The following is a 16,311-nucleotide window of genomic DNA, read 5'->3' as shown; positions in this document are numbered from 1 at the left end:
CTCGGCCCAATCTGGGGCGCAAGGATTGCCGTCGGCGCGGGCAGTCCCTAGTATTGGCGGCTATTGTTCTTCTCATTCAACACATCTTGGGGCCTTTCATGCGACAGTTCGGTTTCTTCCTGGGGATTGCCATCGGCGTCATCCTGATACTGTTTGGCAGCATCGTCATCTTCCAGGCCTTGCCTGCCGCACTGGACGTGCTGGAGATGCCGAGCCGCATTCCGTTCGTGCGCGAGGTCTACACCTGGCTGATGACCAGTGCCAATGGCCTCACCAGCCAGCTGGAGCAGAACTTCCTGGAAGCCTTCCAGACGGTGCTCAAGTTGATCCTGCTCATCACCTTCATGTGGGTCTGCGTCAAGCTGGTCAACATGGGGGTGCTGATCATCCGGGCCGGGGTCGACCTCATTCGCACCGCCATCGAGCACAGCGAAGACAAGGTGGCCAAGCCCACCGAGCAGGACCGCCACCTCTAAGGCTCCCCTGCCCATTCGCAGATAAACGACAGGCCATCCTAGGATGGCCTGTTTGCATGGTGAACGGGTTCGCCCTCTTAGTTGAGCAGCTTCTCCAGCTCGGCTTCGGCATCCGCCCTGGCCTGATCGCTCTGCTTCATCCCCTGGGTTTCCACCTTGTCGGCCTGCGCCTGCACGGTGCCGGTCGCTCCGCTTACCACCTTGCTCACCTGTTGCTGCGTCTTGGCTGCGGCGCTGGTTGCAGCCTGCTTGGCGGTGTCGCTGACGGCTTTGCTCGCCTGTTGCTGCGCGCTGGCTGCGGCCTGCTTGGCGGTGTCGCTGACGGCTTTGTCCGCCTGTTGCTGCGCACTGGCTGCAGCCTGCTTGGCGGTATCGCTGACCGCCTGCTGGGCGGAGTGGCTTACGGCCTGGTTGGCTTGCCGCAGAAGATCGGTGGCATCGCTCACCGTCTGGGTGGCTGAGTCACTCACGGCCTTGCTCGCTTGCTGCGGCGCCTTGGTGGTGACGCTGCCGACCGCCTGTTTGGCTGAGTCGCTCACCGCTTTGCTGGCCTGTTGCTGTGCCGAGGCAGTGGCGCTGCCGACCACTTGTTTGGCCGAGTCGCTCACCGCTTTGGTCGCCTGCTGCTGCGCCTTGGTGGTGACGCTGCCGACCGCCTGGGTGGCCGAGTCGCTCACCGCTTTGCTGGCCTGCTGCTGCGCCTGGGCAGTGGCACTGCCGATCACCTGGCTGGTGGAGTCGGCCAGGGCCTGGGTCGCACTCTGTTGCAGGTTGCCCATCACATTGCCAAGCAGGGAACCGCTGGTTCCCGTCATCACCTTGCCGGCGTCGGTGAGGGCGGTGGCGGTCGGGTTGCCGGCCTGCCACTCCTGCATGGCGCTCGGCCAGGTCGGGGTCGCCGCCGTCAGGTTTTCGCCAAATACCTGAGTCGCGCCGTCTCCCTTCTGCAACATGACGGAGAGCTGGTTGGTGTCGGCGTTCCACACCATGCCGGCCTGTTTGGCCACATCCGGCACAGGGGCGTAGCGGGAGACCACGTAAAACAGCGGCCCCTCCTGCTGCAACTCGTTGGCCGTCTTGAGCAGCTGCATGGTGCTGTCGTAGTTGGGCCCCAGCATGGCGGTCATCCTGTCCTTGATCAGCGGCTGCTCGAACAGGTTGGCCTCGTTCGGATCGAAACCGACCAGGGGTTTGAGCAGGGCCCACATCAACTGGCTGGTGGGGCTCATCATCAGCAAGGGGGCCACGCAGGCGGACAACATCAGACTCAGGCAGGCGGCCTTGAGCAACGGCATGATACGCATCGACAACATATCCAAGTAATTATTTGATTAATAAGGTTATATACTGTCTTTTCCCGACAGCATGACCCGAACTGGCCCGGCTCCTCACACATGGGGAGCGGCGGGCGCTGGCAGGCTATCATATTGCTTCCGGAATGCCAGATGAGCCGACACTTATTGGTCAAGTCGGCGACGCTGGTGGTCGCTTTAGGGGATCACTCTCTCGTTGTCACAGGTGTCACTCATGATCCGAACCGCGTTTTGTCTGTTTGCCCTCGGCGGCCTGCTCCCCGCCCAGGCGGCCCCGGCGTCGAACACCCTCAGCCACTCGGTGGGCACGGATCTGGTGTTGCCCCTGGGCTCACTGCCCGAGCGGGTCTGCTGGTATCAGGATCAGAAATATTCCCTCGGATCTCGCATCCAGCAGGGGGATCTCTGGCTGGAGTGCGGCCCGCAAAACGAGCAGGAGAGCAACGGGCCCCTGGCCTGGCGCGAACCCGCCATCTACGAGCCGGTCGATGAAGGGGCGGTCAACAGGGAGACGATCAGGGTGGGTCAGTGAGCCTTTTCTTGATCCAGCTACAGACACGGCCGTGATCCCTGTCGCATAATGCAGCTCCTTTCTTCTCTTGGCTGGAACCTAAGAAATGGCTCGTCGCTCTTCCAATGCACAACGTCGTCGCAGTAGCTGGTGGTACAAACGCTTGTTGGCAAGGGAGCGGGAAGAGCGCGAAGCGCGTTCCGTTCGGGATTGATACTGCATTGAAAAACGGAGCCTCGGGCTCCGTTTTTTATTTATCACCGTCAGCATCATGACAACGGGGGCCATCAGGCCCCCGTTTTGCTTTTTCAGATATGCGTCTTAGCGCTGCAAGGCGGCCAGGGCCAGCTCGACCCGCTTGGCGTACTCGGGATCGGCCTGCTCGAAGTGCTTGAGCTGGGCCGCGACTATGGCGTCATCTTCCACATTGATGAGGGAGCGCGCCAGGTTGGCGGCGAGGCGAGCACGCTGCCCCTCGTCCATGATGCGGAACAGATCCCCCGGCTGGCTGTAGTAGTCGCTGTCGTAGTCGCGGAAGTTGTAGTGCAGGGCGGCCCCTTCCAGACTCAGGGCCGGTTCGTGCTGCTCGCTCGGCTGCTGGGTGCCGAAGCGGTTCGGCTGATAGTTGGGGCTGGCGCCACCGTTGCTGTCCCCCCGCATGGCACCGTCACGATGGGCGCCGTGGTGGAAGGGGCAGCGCGGGGCGTTGACCGGCAGCAGGCCGTGGTTGACGCCGAGGCGATAGCGCTGGGTGTCGCCATAGGAGAACAGTCGCCCTTGCAGCATGCGATCCGGCGAGAAGCCGATACCGGGCACCACGTTGGCCGGGGTGAAGGCCGCCTGCTCCACGTGGGCGAAGTAGTTGTCCGGGTTCTGGTTAAGCTCAAGCACGCCGACCGGGATCAGCGGGTAGTCGCTGTGTGGCCACACCTTGGTAAGGTCGAACGGGTGGATGTTGTAGGTCTGGGCCTCGGCCTCCGGCATCACCTGCACATAGACCTTCCAGCGCGGGAAGTTGCCCTGTTCTATGGCGTTGAACAGATCCGCCTGGCTGGTCTCCCTGTCCTGCCCGACGACATTGGCCGCCTCTTCATCTGTGTAGAAGCTGTGGCCCTGCTCTGTCTTGAAGTGGAACTTGACCCAGAAGCGCTCATCGGCCGAGTTGATAAAGCTGAAGGTGTGGCTGCCGTAGCCGTTCATCTCCCGCAGGCTCTTGGGAATGCCGCGATCGCTGAACAAGATGGTGACCTGATGCAGGGATTCCGGGTGGCGTGACCAGAAGTCCCAGGCGGCGGTGGCGCTGCGCAGGTTGGTGCGCGGATCCCGCTTCTGGGTGTGGATGAAGTCGGGAAATTTCAGGGGATCGCGGATGAAAAAGACGGGGGTGTTGTTACCCACCAGATCCCAGTTGCCCTGCTCGGTATAGAACTTGAGGGCGAAGCCGCGCACGTCCCGCTCGGCATCGGCGGCGCCCTTCTCACCGGCCACGGTGGAGAAGCGCAGGAAGACAGGGGTCTGCTTGCCGACTGTGTTGAACAGGTCGGCCTTGCTGAATTGGCTGATGTCGTGGGTCAGGGTAAAGGTGCCGTAGGCGCCGGAGCCTTTAGCGTGAACCACTCGCTCGGGAATACGCTCGCGGTCGAAGTGGGCGAGCTTTTCCATCAACCAGATGTCTTGCATCAGCACCGGGCCGCGGGGGCCGGCGGTGAGGCTGTTGTTGTTGTCGACGACGGGGGCACCGTTGGCGCTGTGCAGGGTCTTGTCAGTCATGGGGCATCTCCTTGTGATGATGGAGGCACGATACGGCAAGGGGCGCGAGCGGGGCCAATCGGTCAGTTCTAAGTGTTTGATAGGTAGCCCTAATGGAGTTGGCTACGGACACAAAGGGCGCTATTTTGGACGGACGTTCACGCATCAGGGAGGAGAGGGGATGGTTGAGATCAGGATTCGTCAGGCGGAGGCCGGGGATGCCCAGGGGTTGCGGGATCTCTATGCCATGCCAAAGGCTCAGGCAGGCACCCTGCAGATGCCCTATCCGACCCTAGCCATGTGGCAGAAACGGTTGGCCGAGCGTAGCGGCTACGGCCTGGTGGCCATAGTGGATGAGCTGCTGGTCGGCGATCTGGGGCTCTGGCTCGAGCCGAATCCACGTCGTCGCCATGTGGCTGGCATCGGCATGGGGGTCCGGGATGACTGGGCCGGCCGCGGGGTGGGCTCGGCCCTGCTGGGGGCGGCGGTGGATCTGGCGGACAACTGGCTCAACCTGCAGCGGCTCGAACTGACGGTCTACAGCGACAACGCGGCCGCTATCGCGCTCTACCGCAAGTTCGGCTTCGAGCAGGAAGGTTGCTCACCCGCCTATGGGTTTCGTGAAGGGCGCTTCGTCGATGCCCTGCATATGGGGCGGGTCCGTCTGTCATGATCGACTATCGCGAGCGCCTGACTCCCGTGCTGCGGGCGCTGGAGCAGGAGCCGGATCTCTCCATCGAGGAGCTGGCGAGCCGCGCCTGCCTCTCCCTCTATCACTTCCACCGGGTGTTCACCGCAGTGGTGGGGGAGGCGCCGGGGGAGATGTGCCGGCGGCTGCGGATGCAGCGGGCGGCCTGGCAGCTCTGCTACACGGATGCCAGCGTCACCGCCATCGCCCTGGGGGCGGGGCTCGCCAGCTCCCAGGCCTTTGCCAAGGCGTTTCGCCGTCACTATGGCTGCACCCCGGGGGAGTTTCGCCGTGACAAGGGCAAGAATGGACACCATGAGCGCAAGGATGGACACGCATGGGATGCCCCCCTCCCTTATGCTGAAGGCCACTCATCAGCAAGGAGCAACACCATGAAAACCGTCGAGATGGATGCCCGCACCCTGGCCTATATCCGGGTCACAGGCCCCTATGGTGAAGGCTATGACGCCGTCTGCAATCGCCTGCACCAGTGGGCCGCGCCCCGCGCTCTGGAAGGGGGGGAGTGGATCTTCATCTACCATGACAACCCGCAAGTGACACCGCCGGCCCAGTGTCGCACCGACATAGGTGTCACGGTGCCGGTGGGGACCCAGGGGACGGGGGAGGTGGAAACCCAGCTTATCCCTGCCGGGCGCTACGCCCAGTCCCGCTACCTCATCACGGATCGCAATCAGTACGGGCCGCGCTGGCAGGAGCACATAGGCGACATAGTGTCCGCCGGGCTGGAGTTTGGCAGCGGCCCCTGTTTCGAGCTCTATCACAGCGTGAGCAATGATCCCCTGCAGGACGATGTCAGCTTCTGCTCCAGCGTGCGTTAGGCATGTGGCCACAAGTGACAATAAAACGAGGCGCCCAAAGGCGCCTCGTTTTATTGGGGGTGGGTGGCCCCATCCCGGCGGCACCCTCTTCCCCGCGCAGCATACTGCCCGTATCAGGGCTTGCTGGGCACCTTGTCCCGGCGGGACTTCCACCACCATCTCAGGCGGATCTGGGAGATCAGCATGCCAGCCAGCATCAGGGCGCAGCCCACCAAGGTGCGCTCGTTCAGGGCTGGCTGGGCACCTTGTCCCGACGGGATTTCCACCACCATCTCAGGCGGATCTGGGAAATCAACATGCCCGCCAGCATCAGGGCGCAGCCCACTATGGCCCGCTCGTCCAGATGCTCCCCCAGCAGCAGCACACCGCCGATGGCGGCGAATACTGTCTCCAGGCTCAAGATGATGGCGGCGTGGGCCGGATGGGCACCGCGCTGACCGACCACCTGCAGGGTGTAGCCGATGCCGACCGAGACCAGCCCCGCGTAGAGCAGGGCCTGCCAGCCCGCCACGGCACCGCCGAGGGTCGGGGTTTCGATGACAAAGGCAGTGCCAAGACTGAGCAGGCCGCACACCACGAACTGCACACCCGCCAGGCGGATAGGGGCGACCCGGTTCGAGTAGTGATCCAGCACCAGCAGGTGAATGGCCCAGAACAGGGCGCCGATCACCTGCAGCAGATCACCGTAGCCTATGGTGAACTCCTCGGTCACGCTGAGGTAGTAGAGCCCGGCCATGGCGATGAGGGCACCAATCCAGGTGTTGGCCCCTGTCTTGTGGCGCAGGGCCAGGCCGATGACGGGCACCAGTATGATGTAGAGACCCGTGATGAAGCCCGCCTTGGCGGCCGTGGTGTAGAGCAGCCCCACCTGTTGCAGGGAGGCGGCGCTGAACAGCACGCCCCCGGCGATCAGGCCCCCGACCAGCAGCAGGCGGCGATCGCCTGCGGGTGACCCGGTTTGCGGCCTGGGCTGGCGCGACTTGAGCCACCACAGCAGCGGCAGCAGGGAGGCGGCACCGAGCAGGAAGCGCAGGCCGTTGAAGGTGAAGGGCCCCATGTGATCCATCCCCAGGCGCTGGGCGACGAAGCCCAACCCCCAGATGGCGGCGGCCATCAATAACATCATGTTTGAACGCATACGGATTCATCCCTGAGAGAGCAGTGACAGGGGCACTCGGGCCCCTGTCAGTACGATACCCGTCTGCGGGGGGGGTTGTCGCCGGTGATTTGCAATCAGATGGGGGCCAGCCCGGGGACGCTATCAGCCGCTTGCCAGCCTGGCGAGCAGGGGCAGCAGGGCGAGCATCAGCAGGTTGCCCCTGAGGATCCAGATCACCCAGAACTGCTGCTGGATGGAGACTATGGGGGCGCGTCCCTGACGCAGGGAGCGGCGCCAGTGATGGAACAGCCGACTGGGGTAGCCGAAGCTGAGGGCCATGGCGAAGAACAGCAGCAGCTTGGTGCGATAGCCGGGATTGGCCAGCAGGGCCGCCGGTTGCAGCGGGTGGGCGAGCACCATGAGCACGCCTGTGATGAAGATGAGCAGCAGCGCCAGCGCCGCCAGGCTGTCCGCCAGCAGCAGCTTGCGTACCTGTTCGATGGACATGCCGCGCCGGAACAGAAAGTACTCCGAGGTGATGGCGCCGGTCAGGGTGATCACGGCGCAATAATGGAGCGCTGTCAGCAGTTCCGGGTTCAACATCCGAGCCAGTTCCTTCTCGTTGGCCACATGGCAAGCTTCCCTTTGGACGCCATAGAGCGGGGCTGATATTCTGACACTACACGACGTCGGGGGATAGCAGGAGTCAGGGTTGGATAAACGAGCAGTCTCCAAAAAGACCTGGTCCCTGGTAGCCCGGATGCGTCTGGGCCTGTTGCTGTTGTTCATCCCGGTGCTGATGCTGGGGGGTATCTACTACCTGCACATGGAGCGCAGCCTGCAACAAGAGTTGCAACAGCGCCTGCTCGCCACCAACCACCAGTTGCGTCACGTCTTCATCGAACCCTATCTGCACGAAATGGAACGCCAGTTCACCCTTATCTACGACCAGGTGAAGGTGGACGACATCAGCGGCCCCCGACTGAACAATGCCGAGTCCTACCTCAAGGAGTGGCGCCTCTACAAGGGGGTCATGGCAGACCTCATCTACATCTATGTCGGCACCGCCGAGCGCCAGATGCTGATCTACCCCGAGTGGCAGGCGGATGCGGGCTTCGATCCCAGGACGCGCCCCTGGTATCAGCTGGCCAGCGAGCATGTGGGCAAGATGGTCTGGACCGAGCCCTATTACGACTACACCAACGGCAACCTGGTCATCGCGCTCGCGCGGGCCATCACCGACAAGGAGGGCAAGGTGCGCGGGGTGTTCGCGGTGGATGCGGTGCTGGCCCCCTTCTCCGCCCAGCTGAACCGGCACCTGGGCGACGGTTACCAGATGATCGTCAATCAGTCCGGCAAGGTGCTGGCCCACCCTGACCCGTCCCAACTGCTCAAGCCCATGGCCCACCCGAGCTGGCTCTCCCGCTTCAGCCAGGAGGATGGCATCTTCCTGGATCAGGATTCCCGGCAGTTTGTGGCCTACAGCCGCCTACCCGAGCGCAACTGGGTGCTGATCAGCGTGCTGCCGGCGTCGAGCATCCAGGCCGTGGTGGCGCGGGCCTCCCTCAACGTGCTCGGGGTTGTGGTGCTGGCCAGCGTGCTCTATGCGCTGCTGGCCCTGGTCTGGTCCCGTTACTTCAGGCGGATGCTGGACGAGATCTCCACCATGATCCGCGCCAGCAGGATGCCGCCCGATGGGGTACCCCAGGGGGGAATGCACGAACTCAGGCACGTCTATGCCGAGCTGGCGGAGGTGAGCAAGGATTACCACGAGGCGCGCCAGCACGCTAACCTGGACAAGTTGACCGGACTCTACAACCGCCGCTTCTTCGACGAACGCCTGAACCGGCTGCTGCTGGAACAGCACGCCTTCTGTCTGGCCATGATCGATCTGGATGGCTTCAAGCTGGTCAACGACAACTATGGTCACCAGACCGGGGATGTGGTGCTCAAGCGGGTGGCCAAGCTGGGCAACCAGCTGCTGGAGGATCACGGCTGGGTCTGCCGCTACGGGGGCGAGGAGCTGGTGGTGTTGCTGGCCAACCCTGACATCCACTTCTGCCAGATGCTGCTGGAGCAGTACAGGATAGGGGTCGCATCCCTGGACTGGCGTGAACCCGGCCTTGGGATCACCTTCAGCGGCGGCCTGGTGGCGAGCGTCCCCGGTCTGGATGCCAAGGGGCTGCTCGACATCGTCGATGCCGAGGTGTATCGCGCCAAGCGGGATGGCAAGAACCGCATCTATCTGGGGGGAGTCGCCCCCTTGGCGCAGCACGAGGTGCCGCCGGCAGACGATGGGGTGCTGAGCAAAGAAGAGGCCTGAGGGCCTCTTCTTCATTCAGCGGCTCAAGGGAGCAAGTGCCACTCCCACAGGGGCCAACCCAGCTCCGAGGCGCACTGGCGCAGGGCGGGGGCCGGATTGACCCCGTGGGGATGAGTCACAGCCCGCAGCATGGGCAGATCGTTGTGGGAGTCGCTGTAACCAAAGCTCCCCTGCCAGAGGTTGTCCCGTCCGGCAAACAGCTGGTTGATGCGGGTCACCTTGCCTTCGCGAAAACTCAGGGTGCCGCGGGTCTGGCCGGTCAGCATCCCCTCTTCCTCGTCGAGCAGGATGGCGACGCAGTGATCCATCCCCAGCATCTTTGCCATGGGAGCCACCAGATGCTCGCCGGAGGCGGAGATCAGCACCAGCTCGTCGCCCCGCTCCCTATGCCACTCGATGCGCGCCAACCCCTCGGGGTAGAGGCGCTCGCGCAGCACCTGCTCGGCAAAGTGGTGGCACTGCTGGTTGAGCCATTGGCGCGACTTGCCCACCAGGGGCTGCAGGGTGAAGGCCATGTATTGATGCATGTCCATCTTGCCCTGATGGTAGAGGGACATCATCCCCTGCTCCTCGGCCACCATGCCCGCCGGGGCCAGCTCTTCGGCCACCATGTACTCCAGCCAGAGGCTGGCGGAATCCCCGGCAATCAGGGTCTCGTCCAGATCAAACAGTGCCAGTGCCATGAGGGCTCCTTGCGGTAACAACGAAAATGAAACTAGGCGTCATGCTACCTCACACAGCTGATCCCGGGCCACCGCCAGGGTCACGGTGCTCCCCACAGCCAGCAGATCGCCAGCCGAGCGGTTGAGGCAATCCACCGTCAAGAGCCCCGCCTCGCACTCCACCTGATAACGGATCACGTTGCCGAGCAGCTGTTGCTGGCGAATGATGCCGGGCAGGCTGGGCTCGCCGCTGGTCGCCCCTGCGGGCAGCAGGGTGATGGACTCCGGCCGCAGCGCCAGCTTGCCCTGAAAACGGGGGCCGAACAGCGACTTGCCCTGCTCGGTGCCGAGCAGGTTGTAGTTGCCGATAAAGCCCGCCACAAACTCGCTGGCGGGGCGGGTGTAGATCTGCTCCGGCGTGCCGCTCTGCACTATGGATCCCTTGTTCATCAGGAAGATCCGATCCGACAGGGTGAGCGCCTCCTCCTGATCGTGGGTCACGAAGATGGTGGTGAGTTCGAGGCGCTGCTGGATCTCGCGGATCTGCTGGCGCAGGCTGCGGCGGATGCGGGCATCCAGCGCCGAGAGCGGCTCGTCCAGCAGCAGGATCCGCGGTCGCACCACCAAAGCGCGGGCCAGCGCCACCCGCTGGCGCTGGCCGCCGGAGAGCTCCCCCGGATAGCGGCGCTCGAAGCCGGTCAGCTCCACCAGCGCCAGCGCCTCCTGCACGCTGGCCGCCAGCTCACGCCCCGGCTGGGGCTTCATCTTGAGGCCGAAGGCGACGTTGTCCCACACCGTCATGTTGGGGAAGAGCGCATAGCTCTGGAACACCATGCCGATGCCCCGCTTCTGGGGCGCCTGCCAGGTGATGTCCTCACTGGCCACCCGCACCTGCCCGCCATCCACAGGGGTAAGCCCGGCCAATGCCCGCAGCAGGGTGGACTTGCCGCAACCGGAGGGGCCAAGCAGGGTCACCAGCTCCCCCTTGCGGATGCCGAACTCTATCCCCTCGAACACAGGAGTATCGCCGTAGGATTTATGCAACTGATTGACTTCTAAATGAAACATCTTGGATCACCGATGAAATCTGTTGGCCGCCCAGGTGAGCAGCAGGGTCAGCAGGAAGTAGCTCATCACCAGCGCACTGGTGAAGTGGCCCGAGGTGGCGCGCATGTTGTAGAGATAGACCTGCAGGGTCTCGTAGCGGGTGCCCACCAGCATGTTGGCAAACACGAACTCGCCGAGCAGGAAGGAGAGGGAGAGAAACAACGCCGCCAAGAGCCCCTTGCGCAGGCAAGGGATCACCACCAGCAGAAAGGCGCGGCGACTGCTCGCCCCCAACAGGTGGGCGGCATCCATCAGATCTTTCAGCGGCACCCCCTGCAGGCTGTTGGCCAGCGCCCGGTACATGAAGGGCAACACCACGGTGAACCAGGTGCCGATCAGGATCCAGGGCGTGCCGATAATGGGCAGCGGGCCGTCGGCGTAGATCTGCAGCAGCCCCACCGAGGAGACCACGGGCGGCACCGCGAAGGGGAGCAGGATCAGCAGGTTCATCCAGGGATCCAGCCTGGGGAAGTAGTAGGCCACCACCAGCACGGTGGGCACCAGCACCAGAGTCCCCAGCAGCAGGGTGGCGAAGCAGACCAGCAGGCTTCGGCCAAAGGCCGCGAGAAAGCGCGGATCGCCCCAAAGCTTGAGATACCAGTCGAGGGTGAAGCCATCCGGCAGCAGGGTCGCCCCCCAGCGGGTGGAGATGGAGTAGAGAAAAGTAGCCAGCAGGGGCAGCAGCAGGGTGGCGACCAGCGCCCCCAGCACCCACCTGGGCCAGCGCGGCGTCAAATCATGCATGGGATTGCCCCTTGTTCACATAGCTCTTTTTCAGCAGCCACTGGTTGGTGGCCGTCACCACTCCCAGCAGCACCATCAGGATCACCGCCAGCGCCGCCGCCATATTGGGCTCGAGGAAGATATCGCCGGAGACTAGGCTCGCCACCCGTATGGTCACCAGATTGAAGTTGCCTGTGGTCAGGGCGTAGGCAGAGGCATAGGCCCCCACAGCATTGGCAAACAGGATGATCAGGGTGCCGAGCAGGGCGGGAGTGAGCACCGGCAGCGCCACATGCCACACATACTGGCCCTTGCTGGCGCCGAGCAGCGCGGCCGCCTGCGGCCACTCATCCTGCAGGGCATCGAAGGCCGGGTAGAGCAGCAGCAGAGCGAGGGGGATCTGGAAATAGGTGTAGATGAGGATCAGGCCCGACCCCGAGTAGAGGTTGAAGCCGTCGATGAGACCCCAGGATTTCAGCAACAGGGTGACGGCACCGTTGATGCCGAGAATGATGATAAAGGCGAACGCCAGCGGCACCCCGCTGAAGTTGCCGGTCATGGTGACAAAGGCCAGCAGCAGCCGTTTGACCCGCTCACCGCTGTGGCGCAGCGCCGCCGCCCCGAGCGTGCCGATGGCGAGCCCCGCCAGACTGGCGACACCGGCGATGCGCAATGAGTTGGCGAAGGATTGCAGGTAGAAGGGGGAGCTCAAAATCTCCCGATAGTAGTCGAAGCCCCAGCCATCGGGGGTCTGGAAACTCCCCACCAGCACCCACACCATGGGGGCGAGCTGGAACAGTATCATCAAGAGGATAAAGGGCAGCAGCACCAGGGCGGGCAGCCAGTGGCGGCGCGCCTTGTGCTTGGTGGCCACGGGTTGATCCAGCAGGATCTCGGTGGTTGCAGGCATCATCAGTGCACCTCTCGCATAAAGGCCGCCTTGAGCAGCGGGGGAGCCACCGGCTTGTCGTGGGGAATGCCCAGCAGGTCGGCCATCAGGGCGCAGAGCTGGGTCTGGGCGATCACCACCCCATCCGGCCAGTGCTCGACGAAGGCATCGCCAAACAGCCAGAGCGGCACGGCGCGCTCCTCGGCCAGGGTGCCACCGTGGCTGAGATCTGCGTTCATGCCGTGATCCGAGGTGATCACCACCTGATACCCCTCTGCCAGCCACAGGGGCAGCAGATCGGCCAGCAGGCTGTCCATGCGGCGCGCCTGGTTACGGTACTGGCGGGAATCGAGGCCAAACTTGTGGCCCGCATCGTCCACCCCCATGGGGTGGATCAGCAGAAAGTCGGGATCATGTTGGGTTCTGAGCCACTCCCCATCCATCAGCAGATGGCTGTCGGGGTAGTTGTCATCCCAGTAGAAGCAGCCGTGCTGGATCGGCAACTGCTCGTCATGGGTATAGCGATCCCGGGCCGCCAGCCAGGGGCTGCGGTTGTAGAGTTCGCTCACCCAGTAATAGGCCGCGGCTGCGGTGCCTTTGCCTGCCGCGCGGGCCAGATGGAAGATGGAGTCGTGTTGGCTGAGGCGCGTCACCCCGTTGTGGGTGATGCCGCTCGCCACCGGCGGCACGCCGGTCAGGATGCACTCGTAGAGGGGCCGGGAGAGGGAGGGCAGGGCGCAGCTCAGGGTCGTATGCAGACCTCGCCCCGCCTCCACCATGCCAAAAAGGTAGCCCATACAATGGGCTACCTCGGCTGCCAGACCATCCACAAGTACCACTATCACCTTGTGTTGCACTGGATTTCCTTACTGCATGTTGATCATGACGGTTTCTTGCCACTGGCGCGGCAGGGCCTTGGAGCTCTGCTCCCAGGCTGCATGATCCTGCACCGGCTTGGCATTGGCATACTGCTCGGCTGGCAGCAGCTTGGCCTTGACGTCATCCGGCAGGGTCAGGTTGCTGCGGATGGGGCGGGCATAGCCACGGGCCAGGTTGATTTGACCGGCATCGGAGAGGATGTATTCACGGGCCAGCTTGGCGGCGTTGGGGTTCTTGGCCCACTTGTTGATGATGGTGGTGTAACCGGCGATGACTGAGCCGTCGCTCGGGATCACCACATCAAACTTCTTGGGGTCGATCTGGTCGCGGTAGTTCAGGGCGTTGAAGTCCCACAGCACACCCACTTCCACTTCGCCCTTCTCGATGTTGGCTATGGTCGGGTCGTTCAGTGACAGGCGACCCTGCTTGGCCAGCTGGCCGAACAGCTCCAATGCAGGCTTGAGGTTCTTCTCGCTGCCACCGGTGGCATAGGCTGCCGCCAGCACGCCGTTGTTGGCCTGGGAGGCCACGCCCACGTCACCCAGGGTCACCTTGTAGTCGCCACCCAGCAGGGATTGCCAGCTGGTGGGGGCGGCCTTGACCAGATCCTTGTTGATCAGGAAGGCGATGGTGCCGGTATAGGCCAGCATCCAGTGACCGTCCGCATCCTTGGCCCAGTTGGGAATGTCTGCCCAGGTGGAGGGTTTGTAGGGCTGGGTGACCCCCTGCTTGACCGCCACCGGACCGAAGGCACCGCCCACGTCACCGATATCGGCGGTGGCATTGGCCTTCTCGGCGGCGAACTTGGCGATCTCCTGCGCCGAGCTCATGTCGGTATCCTGATGCTTGATGCCGTAGATGCTGCCCAGCTGCTGCCAGGTATCCTTCCAGTTGGCCCAGCTGTCGGGCATGCCGATGCTGTGGAGCTGGCCTTCGCCACGGGCGGCCTTCTCAAGATCCGCGATATTCTCGGCGGCAAACAGCGGTTGACTGATGGCCACCAGGGCCAGTGCACTTGCGATCACGCTTTTCATCATCCCATCCCTCTGGACTAGGTCAGTTAAGGTTCGAGAGGGATGCTAGAGGGGAAATATGACGGTGGCGGGGCGCTTTGATGGCGTTTTCGTGACAATCACCCTGTCATGGCGCTGTCATCAGCAGGGGTTACAACTCGGGGCCGACAGCCGCTGGTCTACTCCAGTCGAGCGCAATCCGGAATGACCGACAGGGATGTGACAGTGACAGAGCGATTGAGCGAACAGGGGCTGGCCGATGGCCGCAGCCCCTCCAAGTGCGAACAGATTTGCCAGACCCTGCGCCGCTATATCGGCAGCGGCCAGCTGGGGGCCGGGCAGCAGCTGCCCGCCGAACGGGCCCTGAGCGAGCGCTTCGCCACCACCCGCATCACCATCAAGGAGGCGCTCTCCAGTCTCGAAGCGGACGGCCTCATCTACCGGGCCGAGCGGCGCGGCTGGTTCGTGGCGCCGCCCCGCCTCACCTACGATCCCGCCATCCACACCCACTTTCACCAGTGGATAGGCGAGCAGCAGCGCGTGGCCGAAACCCGGGTGCTGGCCCATGGCGGTCAGCTTGCCAGCAGCGAACTGTGCCGCTGGATGGGGCTGGCGCCCTTCACCCCGCTTTATGAAATCCGTCGCCAGCGCCTTATCGACGGCCGCCCCGTGCTCCACGTCAGCCACCACCTGCTGGCGAGCCGCTTCCCCGATATCGCCAGTGCGCCCCTGGCGAGCTCCCTCACCGAGCTCTATCAGCAGCGCTATGGCATAGGCCAGGGCGGTGCCAGCCTCGAGATCACCCCCTCGGCGGCTCGCGGAGAGATAGCCCGCGCCCTCAATCTGGCGGAGGGGAGCGCCGTGCTCAGACTGGTGCGGGTCAACTACGACGAAAAGGGGGCGCTGGTGGATTGCGATATAGAGCACTGGCGGCCGGATGCCATTCGCATCTGTCTCGATACGAGGGTGCTGCAGCCGATTGTCGGCCAGCTGCAGCGTGTCCAGCTTGCGGATTAGGTAGCAGACGCCAACATGACGGATCCCGCAGGATCCGCCGGGATCAGTTGTCGATATTGGGGATAAGGTCGTCGAAGCTCTGGTAACCGCAGTCCGCCAGTTGCAGCGACATTGTGTAGGTCTTGCTGCCCTCCCGCTGGCCTATGGCGGGGCGGTTTAGCTTGAGCTCCTGATGCCAGTACTCCTTCATGCGATCGATGAGGGCCATGGCCTCGCTCTCGTCCAGGTGGAGCTGGCAGAGCGCCATGTAGTTGTTGGACTTGTGCATGTTCTCCACCAGATAGTCCCCCAGCACAGACATGGCCTGGCGTGCCTGCTGGCGGGCGAAGCGGCTGTGCTGTTCGAAGCTGATGCGCTCGCTGATGAGGAAGTGGTAGCTGTTGTCGATACCGAGCTGCAAGATGCCGAGCTTCTCCAGCTTGCGCAGATAGAGGTAGCAGGAGGCGTCGGTCAGGCCGTATTCCCGCTTGAGATCGATCAGTGTCTTGTCGCGCCAGAAGATGTTGGCGAGGAAGGCGTAGAGACCGGGCTCCTTGTGAAACGCCTCGTCCTGCTCCTGGGTGAAGACGGCGCGGCGGCTCTGGGCGTCCTGGGTGCGATCCAGCAGCTCCTCGAACGAGAGCCCCACCAGGTGGCAGATCTCCAGCAGGGTGTCGAACGGCAGGGAGGGCTTGTTCATCATCCGCTTGATGGTAGCGATGGAGACTCCCATAGCTTCCGCCAGGGTCTGATAGCGGATCCCCTTGTCGGTCAGGGTCTTCTTCAGGGTGTCGAGAATGTGATTGGCCAGGGTCTGGCTGTAGGTCATGCAACTATTCCTTTATCTGCATTTTTAGTCGTGCCAGAAAATGAGAGATTTGTCTGTATCGGGCTCAATTTTTGACACCTAGAAAAACCAGAGGGGATACGTCCGGCGATAACGGCTGAAATGGCCTGACCAGTCATGGTGCAAGGTGGCAGATAATGACACTCGATGGTGCATATCCTTCAACCTTTCAACATTTTGCTGGTGATGCATATTAC

At 63.2% G+C, this 16,311-nt stretch carries 18 protein-coding genes; 6 read left to right on the top strand and 12 right to left on the bottom strand.

Annotation, left to right across the window (positions count from 1 at the left end):
- Nucleotides 1-98 precede the first annotated feature (98 nt).
- Nucleotides 99-476, top strand: a complete 378-nt coding sequence (locus ACFWHB_RS19800; RefSeq protein WP_106885584.1) for a hypothetical protein — start codon at nt 99-101, stop codon at nt 474-476.
- A gap of 77 nt (nt 477-553) precedes the next feature.
- Here ACFWHB_RS19800 and ACFWHB_RS19795 read toward each other — a convergent pair whose 3' ends face one another.
- Complete coding sequence (locus tag ACFWHB_RS19795) at nt 554-1,780, bottom strand: hypothetical protein (RefSeq protein ID WP_395949107.1); 1,227 nt, start codon at nt 1,778-1,780, stop codon at nt 554-556.
- Nucleotides 1,781-2,003: 223 nt separating this feature from the next.
- On the opposite strand from ACFWHB_RS19795, the gene ACFWHB_RS19790 reads away from it, so the two are divergent.
- The gene (locus tag ACFWHB_RS19790; RefSeq protein WP_111911783.1) at nt 2,004-2,321 is read left to right on the top strand and encodes a YnjH family protein; all 318 of its coding nucleotides are present in this window, start codon (nt 2,004-2,006) and stop codon (nt 2,319-2,321) included.
- Nucleotides 2,322-2,621: 300 nt separating this feature from the next.
- Here ACFWHB_RS19790 and ACFWHB_RS19785 read toward each other — a convergent pair whose 3' ends face one another.
- Nucleotides 2,622-4,070, bottom strand: a complete 1,449-nt coding sequence (locus ACFWHB_RS19785) for a catalase (protein ID WP_395949106.1) — start codon at nt 4,068-4,070, stop codon at nt 2,622-2,624.
- Nucleotides 4,071-4,230: 160 nt separating this feature from the next.
- Between ACFWHB_RS19785 and ACFWHB_RS19780 the strand changes: the two genes are divergently transcribed.
- Nucleotides 4,231-4,722 carry a GNAT family N-acetyltransferase gene (locus ACFWHB_RS19780; RefSeq protein ID WP_163137916.1) on the top strand — a complete coding sequence of 164 codons (492 nt, stop codon included), beginning with the start codon at nt 4,231-4,233 and terminating at the stop codon, nt 4,720-4,722.
- Complete coding sequence (locus ACFWHB_RS19775; RefSeq protein ID WP_163149403.1) at nt 4,719-5,576, top strand: AraC family transcriptional regulator; 858 nt, start codon at nt 4,719-4,721, stop codon at nt 5,574-5,576. Before ACFWHB_RS19780 ends, ACFWHB_RS19775 begins: the two co-directional genes overlap by 4 nt.
- A 113-nt stretch (nt 5,577-5,689) precedes the next feature.
- Here ACFWHB_RS19775 and ACFWHB_RS19770 read toward each other — a convergent pair whose 3' ends face one another.
- The 3 genes from ACFWHB_RS19770 to ACFWHB_RS19760 form a co-directional block, all read right to left on the bottom strand.
- On the bottom strand, nt 5,690-5,842 hold the full coding sequence (locus ACFWHB_RS19770; RefSeq protein WP_395949105.1) for a hypothetical protein: 153 nt from the start codon (nt 5,840-5,842) through the stop codon (nt 5,690-5,692).
- Entirely contained in the window at nt 5,803-6,714 is a 912-nt protein-coding gene (locus tag ACFWHB_RS19765) for a DMT family transporter (RefSeq protein ID WP_106885589.1), read from the bottom strand. The genes ACFWHB_RS19770 and ACFWHB_RS19765 overlap by 40 nt, the downstream gene beginning before the upstream one ends.
- Before the next feature lie 123 nt (nt 6,715-6,837).
- A complete protein-coding gene (locus ACFWHB_RS19760) occupies nt 6,838-7,278 on the bottom strand; it encodes a DUF2214 family protein (protein ID WP_111911773.1) in 441 nt (146 codons plus the stop codon).
- A 109-nt stretch (nt 7,279-7,387) separates the two neighbouring features.
- Between ACFWHB_RS19760 and ACFWHB_RS19755 the strand changes: the two genes are divergently transcribed.
- Nucleotides 7,388-8,998 (top strand): sensor domain-containing diguanylate cyclase, encoded by a 1,611-nt coding sequence (locus tag ACFWHB_RS19755; RefSeq protein WP_392419143.1) that lies wholly within the window; start codon nt 7,388-7,390, stop codon nt 8,996-8,998.
- Between the two features lie 23 nt (nt 8,999-9,021).
- Here the strand turns inward: ACFWHB_RS19755 and ACFWHB_RS19750 are convergent, their stop codons facing one another.
- From ACFWHB_RS19750 to ACFWHB_RS19725, 6 genes are read right to left on the bottom strand one after another with little or no spacing between them, the layout of a single operon-like run.
- Nucleotides 9,022-9,681, bottom strand: a complete 660-nt coding sequence (locus ACFWHB_RS19750; RefSeq protein WP_111911770.1) for an HAD family hydrolase — start codon at nt 9,679-9,681, stop codon at nt 9,022-9,024.
- 39 nt (nt 9,682-9,720) lie between these two features.
- Nucleotides 9,721-10,728, bottom strand: a complete 1,008-nt coding sequence (locus ACFWHB_RS19745; protein ID WP_395949104.1) for an ABC transporter ATP-binding protein — start codon at nt 10,726-10,728, stop codon at nt 9,721-9,723.
- 6 nt (nt 10,729-10,734) lie between these two features.
- Complete coding sequence (locus tag ACFWHB_RS19740) at nt 10,735-11,511, bottom strand: ABC transporter permease (RefSeq protein WP_395949103.1); 777 nt, start codon at nt 11,509-11,511, stop codon at nt 10,735-10,737.
- The gene (locus ACFWHB_RS19735; RefSeq protein WP_395949102.1) at nt 11,504-12,403 is read right to left on the bottom strand and encodes an ABC transporter permease; all 900 of its coding nucleotides are present in this window, start codon (nt 12,401-12,403) and stop codon (nt 11,504-11,506) included. Before ACFWHB_RS19735 ends, ACFWHB_RS19740 begins: the two co-directional genes overlap by 8 nt.
- Nucleotides 12,403-13,236, bottom strand: coding sequence for an alkaline phosphatase family protein (locus ACFWHB_RS19730; protein ID WP_395949101.1), 834 nt, complete (start codon nt 13,234-13,236; stop codon nt 12,403-12,405). Before ACFWHB_RS19730 ends, ACFWHB_RS19735 begins: the two co-directional genes overlap by 1 nt.
- Nucleotides 13,237-13,245: 9 nt before the next feature.
- Nucleotides 13,246-14,292, bottom strand: a complete 1,047-nt coding sequence (locus tag ACFWHB_RS19725; RefSeq protein ID WP_395949100.1) for an ABC transporter substrate-binding protein — start codon at nt 14,290-14,292, stop codon at nt 13,246-13,248.
- A 183-nt stretch (nt 14,293-14,475) separates the two neighbouring features.
- Between ACFWHB_RS19725 and ACFWHB_RS19720 the strand changes: the two genes are divergently transcribed.
- Nucleotides 14,476-15,288, top strand: coding sequence for a UTRA domain-containing protein (locus ACFWHB_RS19720; protein WP_395949099.1), 813 nt, complete (start codon nt 14,476-14,478; stop codon nt 15,286-15,288).
- Between the two features lie 43 nt (nt 15,289-15,331).
- Here the strand turns inward: ACFWHB_RS19720 and ACFWHB_RS19715 are convergent, their stop codons facing one another.
- Entirely contained in the window at nt 15,332-16,096 is a 765-nt protein-coding gene (locus ACFWHB_RS19715; RefSeq protein ID WP_025328580.1) for a helix-turn-helix domain-containing protein, read from the bottom strand.
- Nucleotides 16,097-16,311: the final 215 nt, after the last annotated feature.

Origin of the sequence: Aeromonas mytilicola subsp. aquatica (assembly GCF_044336385.1) — a bacterium.
In the GTDB taxonomy this organism is placed as follows: Bacteria; Pseudomonadota; Gammaproteobacteria; order Enterobacterales; family Aeromonadaceae; genus Aeromonas; species Aeromonas rivipollensis.
The sequence above is the reverse complement of the archived record's forward strand: the minus strand, read 5'-3'. Positions and strand labels throughout refer to the sequence as shown.

Coding starts and splice junctions, on each gene's coding strand:
- ACFWHB_RS19785 (WP_395949106.1), bottom strand. CDS start 4,070: ATGACTGACAAGACCCTGCACAGCGCCAACGGTGCCCCCGTCGTCGAC.
- ACFWHB_RS19740 (WP_395949103.1), bottom strand. CDS start 11,511: ATGCATGATTTGACGCCGCGCTGGCCCAGGTGGGTGCTGGGGGCGCTG.
- ACFWHB_RS19720 (WP_395949099.1), top strand. CDS start 14,476: ATGACCGACAGGGATGTGACAGTGACAGAGCGATTGAGCGAACAGGGG.
- ACFWHB_RS19795 (WP_395949107.1), bottom strand. CDS start 1,780: ATGCGTATCATGCCGTTGCTCAAGGCCGCCTGCCTGAGTCTGATGTTG.
- ACFWHB_RS19760 (WP_111911773.1), bottom strand. CDS start 7,278: ATGTTGAACCCGGAACTGCTGACAGCGCTCCATTATTGCGCCGTGATC.
- ACFWHB_RS19775 (WP_163149403.1), top strand. CDS start 4,719: ATGATCGACTATCGCGAGCGCCTGACTCCCGTGCTGCGGGCGCTGGAG.
- ACFWHB_RS19780 (WP_163137916.1), top strand. CDS start 4,231: ATGGTTGAGATCAGGATTCGTCAGGCGGAGGCCGGGGATGCCCAGGGG.
- ACFWHB_RS19790 (WP_111911783.1), top strand. CDS start 2,004: ATGATCCGAACCGCGTTTTGTCTGTTTGCCCTCGGCGGCCTGCTCCCC.
- ACFWHB_RS19765 (WP_106885589.1), bottom strand. CDS start 6,714: ATGCGTTCAAACATGATGTTATTGATGGCCGCCGCCATCTGGGGGTTG.
- ACFWHB_RS19800 (WP_106885584.1), top strand. CDS start 99: ATGCGACAGTTCGGTTTCTTCCTGGGGATTGCCATCGGCGTCATCCTG.
- ACFWHB_RS19735 (WP_395949102.1), bottom strand. CDS start 12,403: ATGATGCCTGCAACCACCGAGATCCTGCTGGATCAACCCGTGGCCACC.
- ACFWHB_RS19750 (WP_111911770.1), bottom strand. CDS start 9,681: ATGGCACTGGCACTGTTTGATCTGGACGAGACCCTGATTGCCGGGGAT.
- ACFWHB_RS19715 (WP_025328580.1), bottom strand. CDS start 16,096: ATGACCTACAGCCAGACCCTGGCCAATCACATTCTCGACACCCTGAAG.
- ACFWHB_RS19725 (WP_395949100.1), bottom strand. CDS start 14,292: ATGAAAAGCGTGATCGCAAGTGCACTGGCCCTGGTGGCCATCAGTCAA.
- ACFWHB_RS19745 (WP_395949104.1), bottom strand. CDS start 10,728: ATGTTTCATTTAGAAGTCAATCAGTTGCATAAATCCTACGGCGATACT.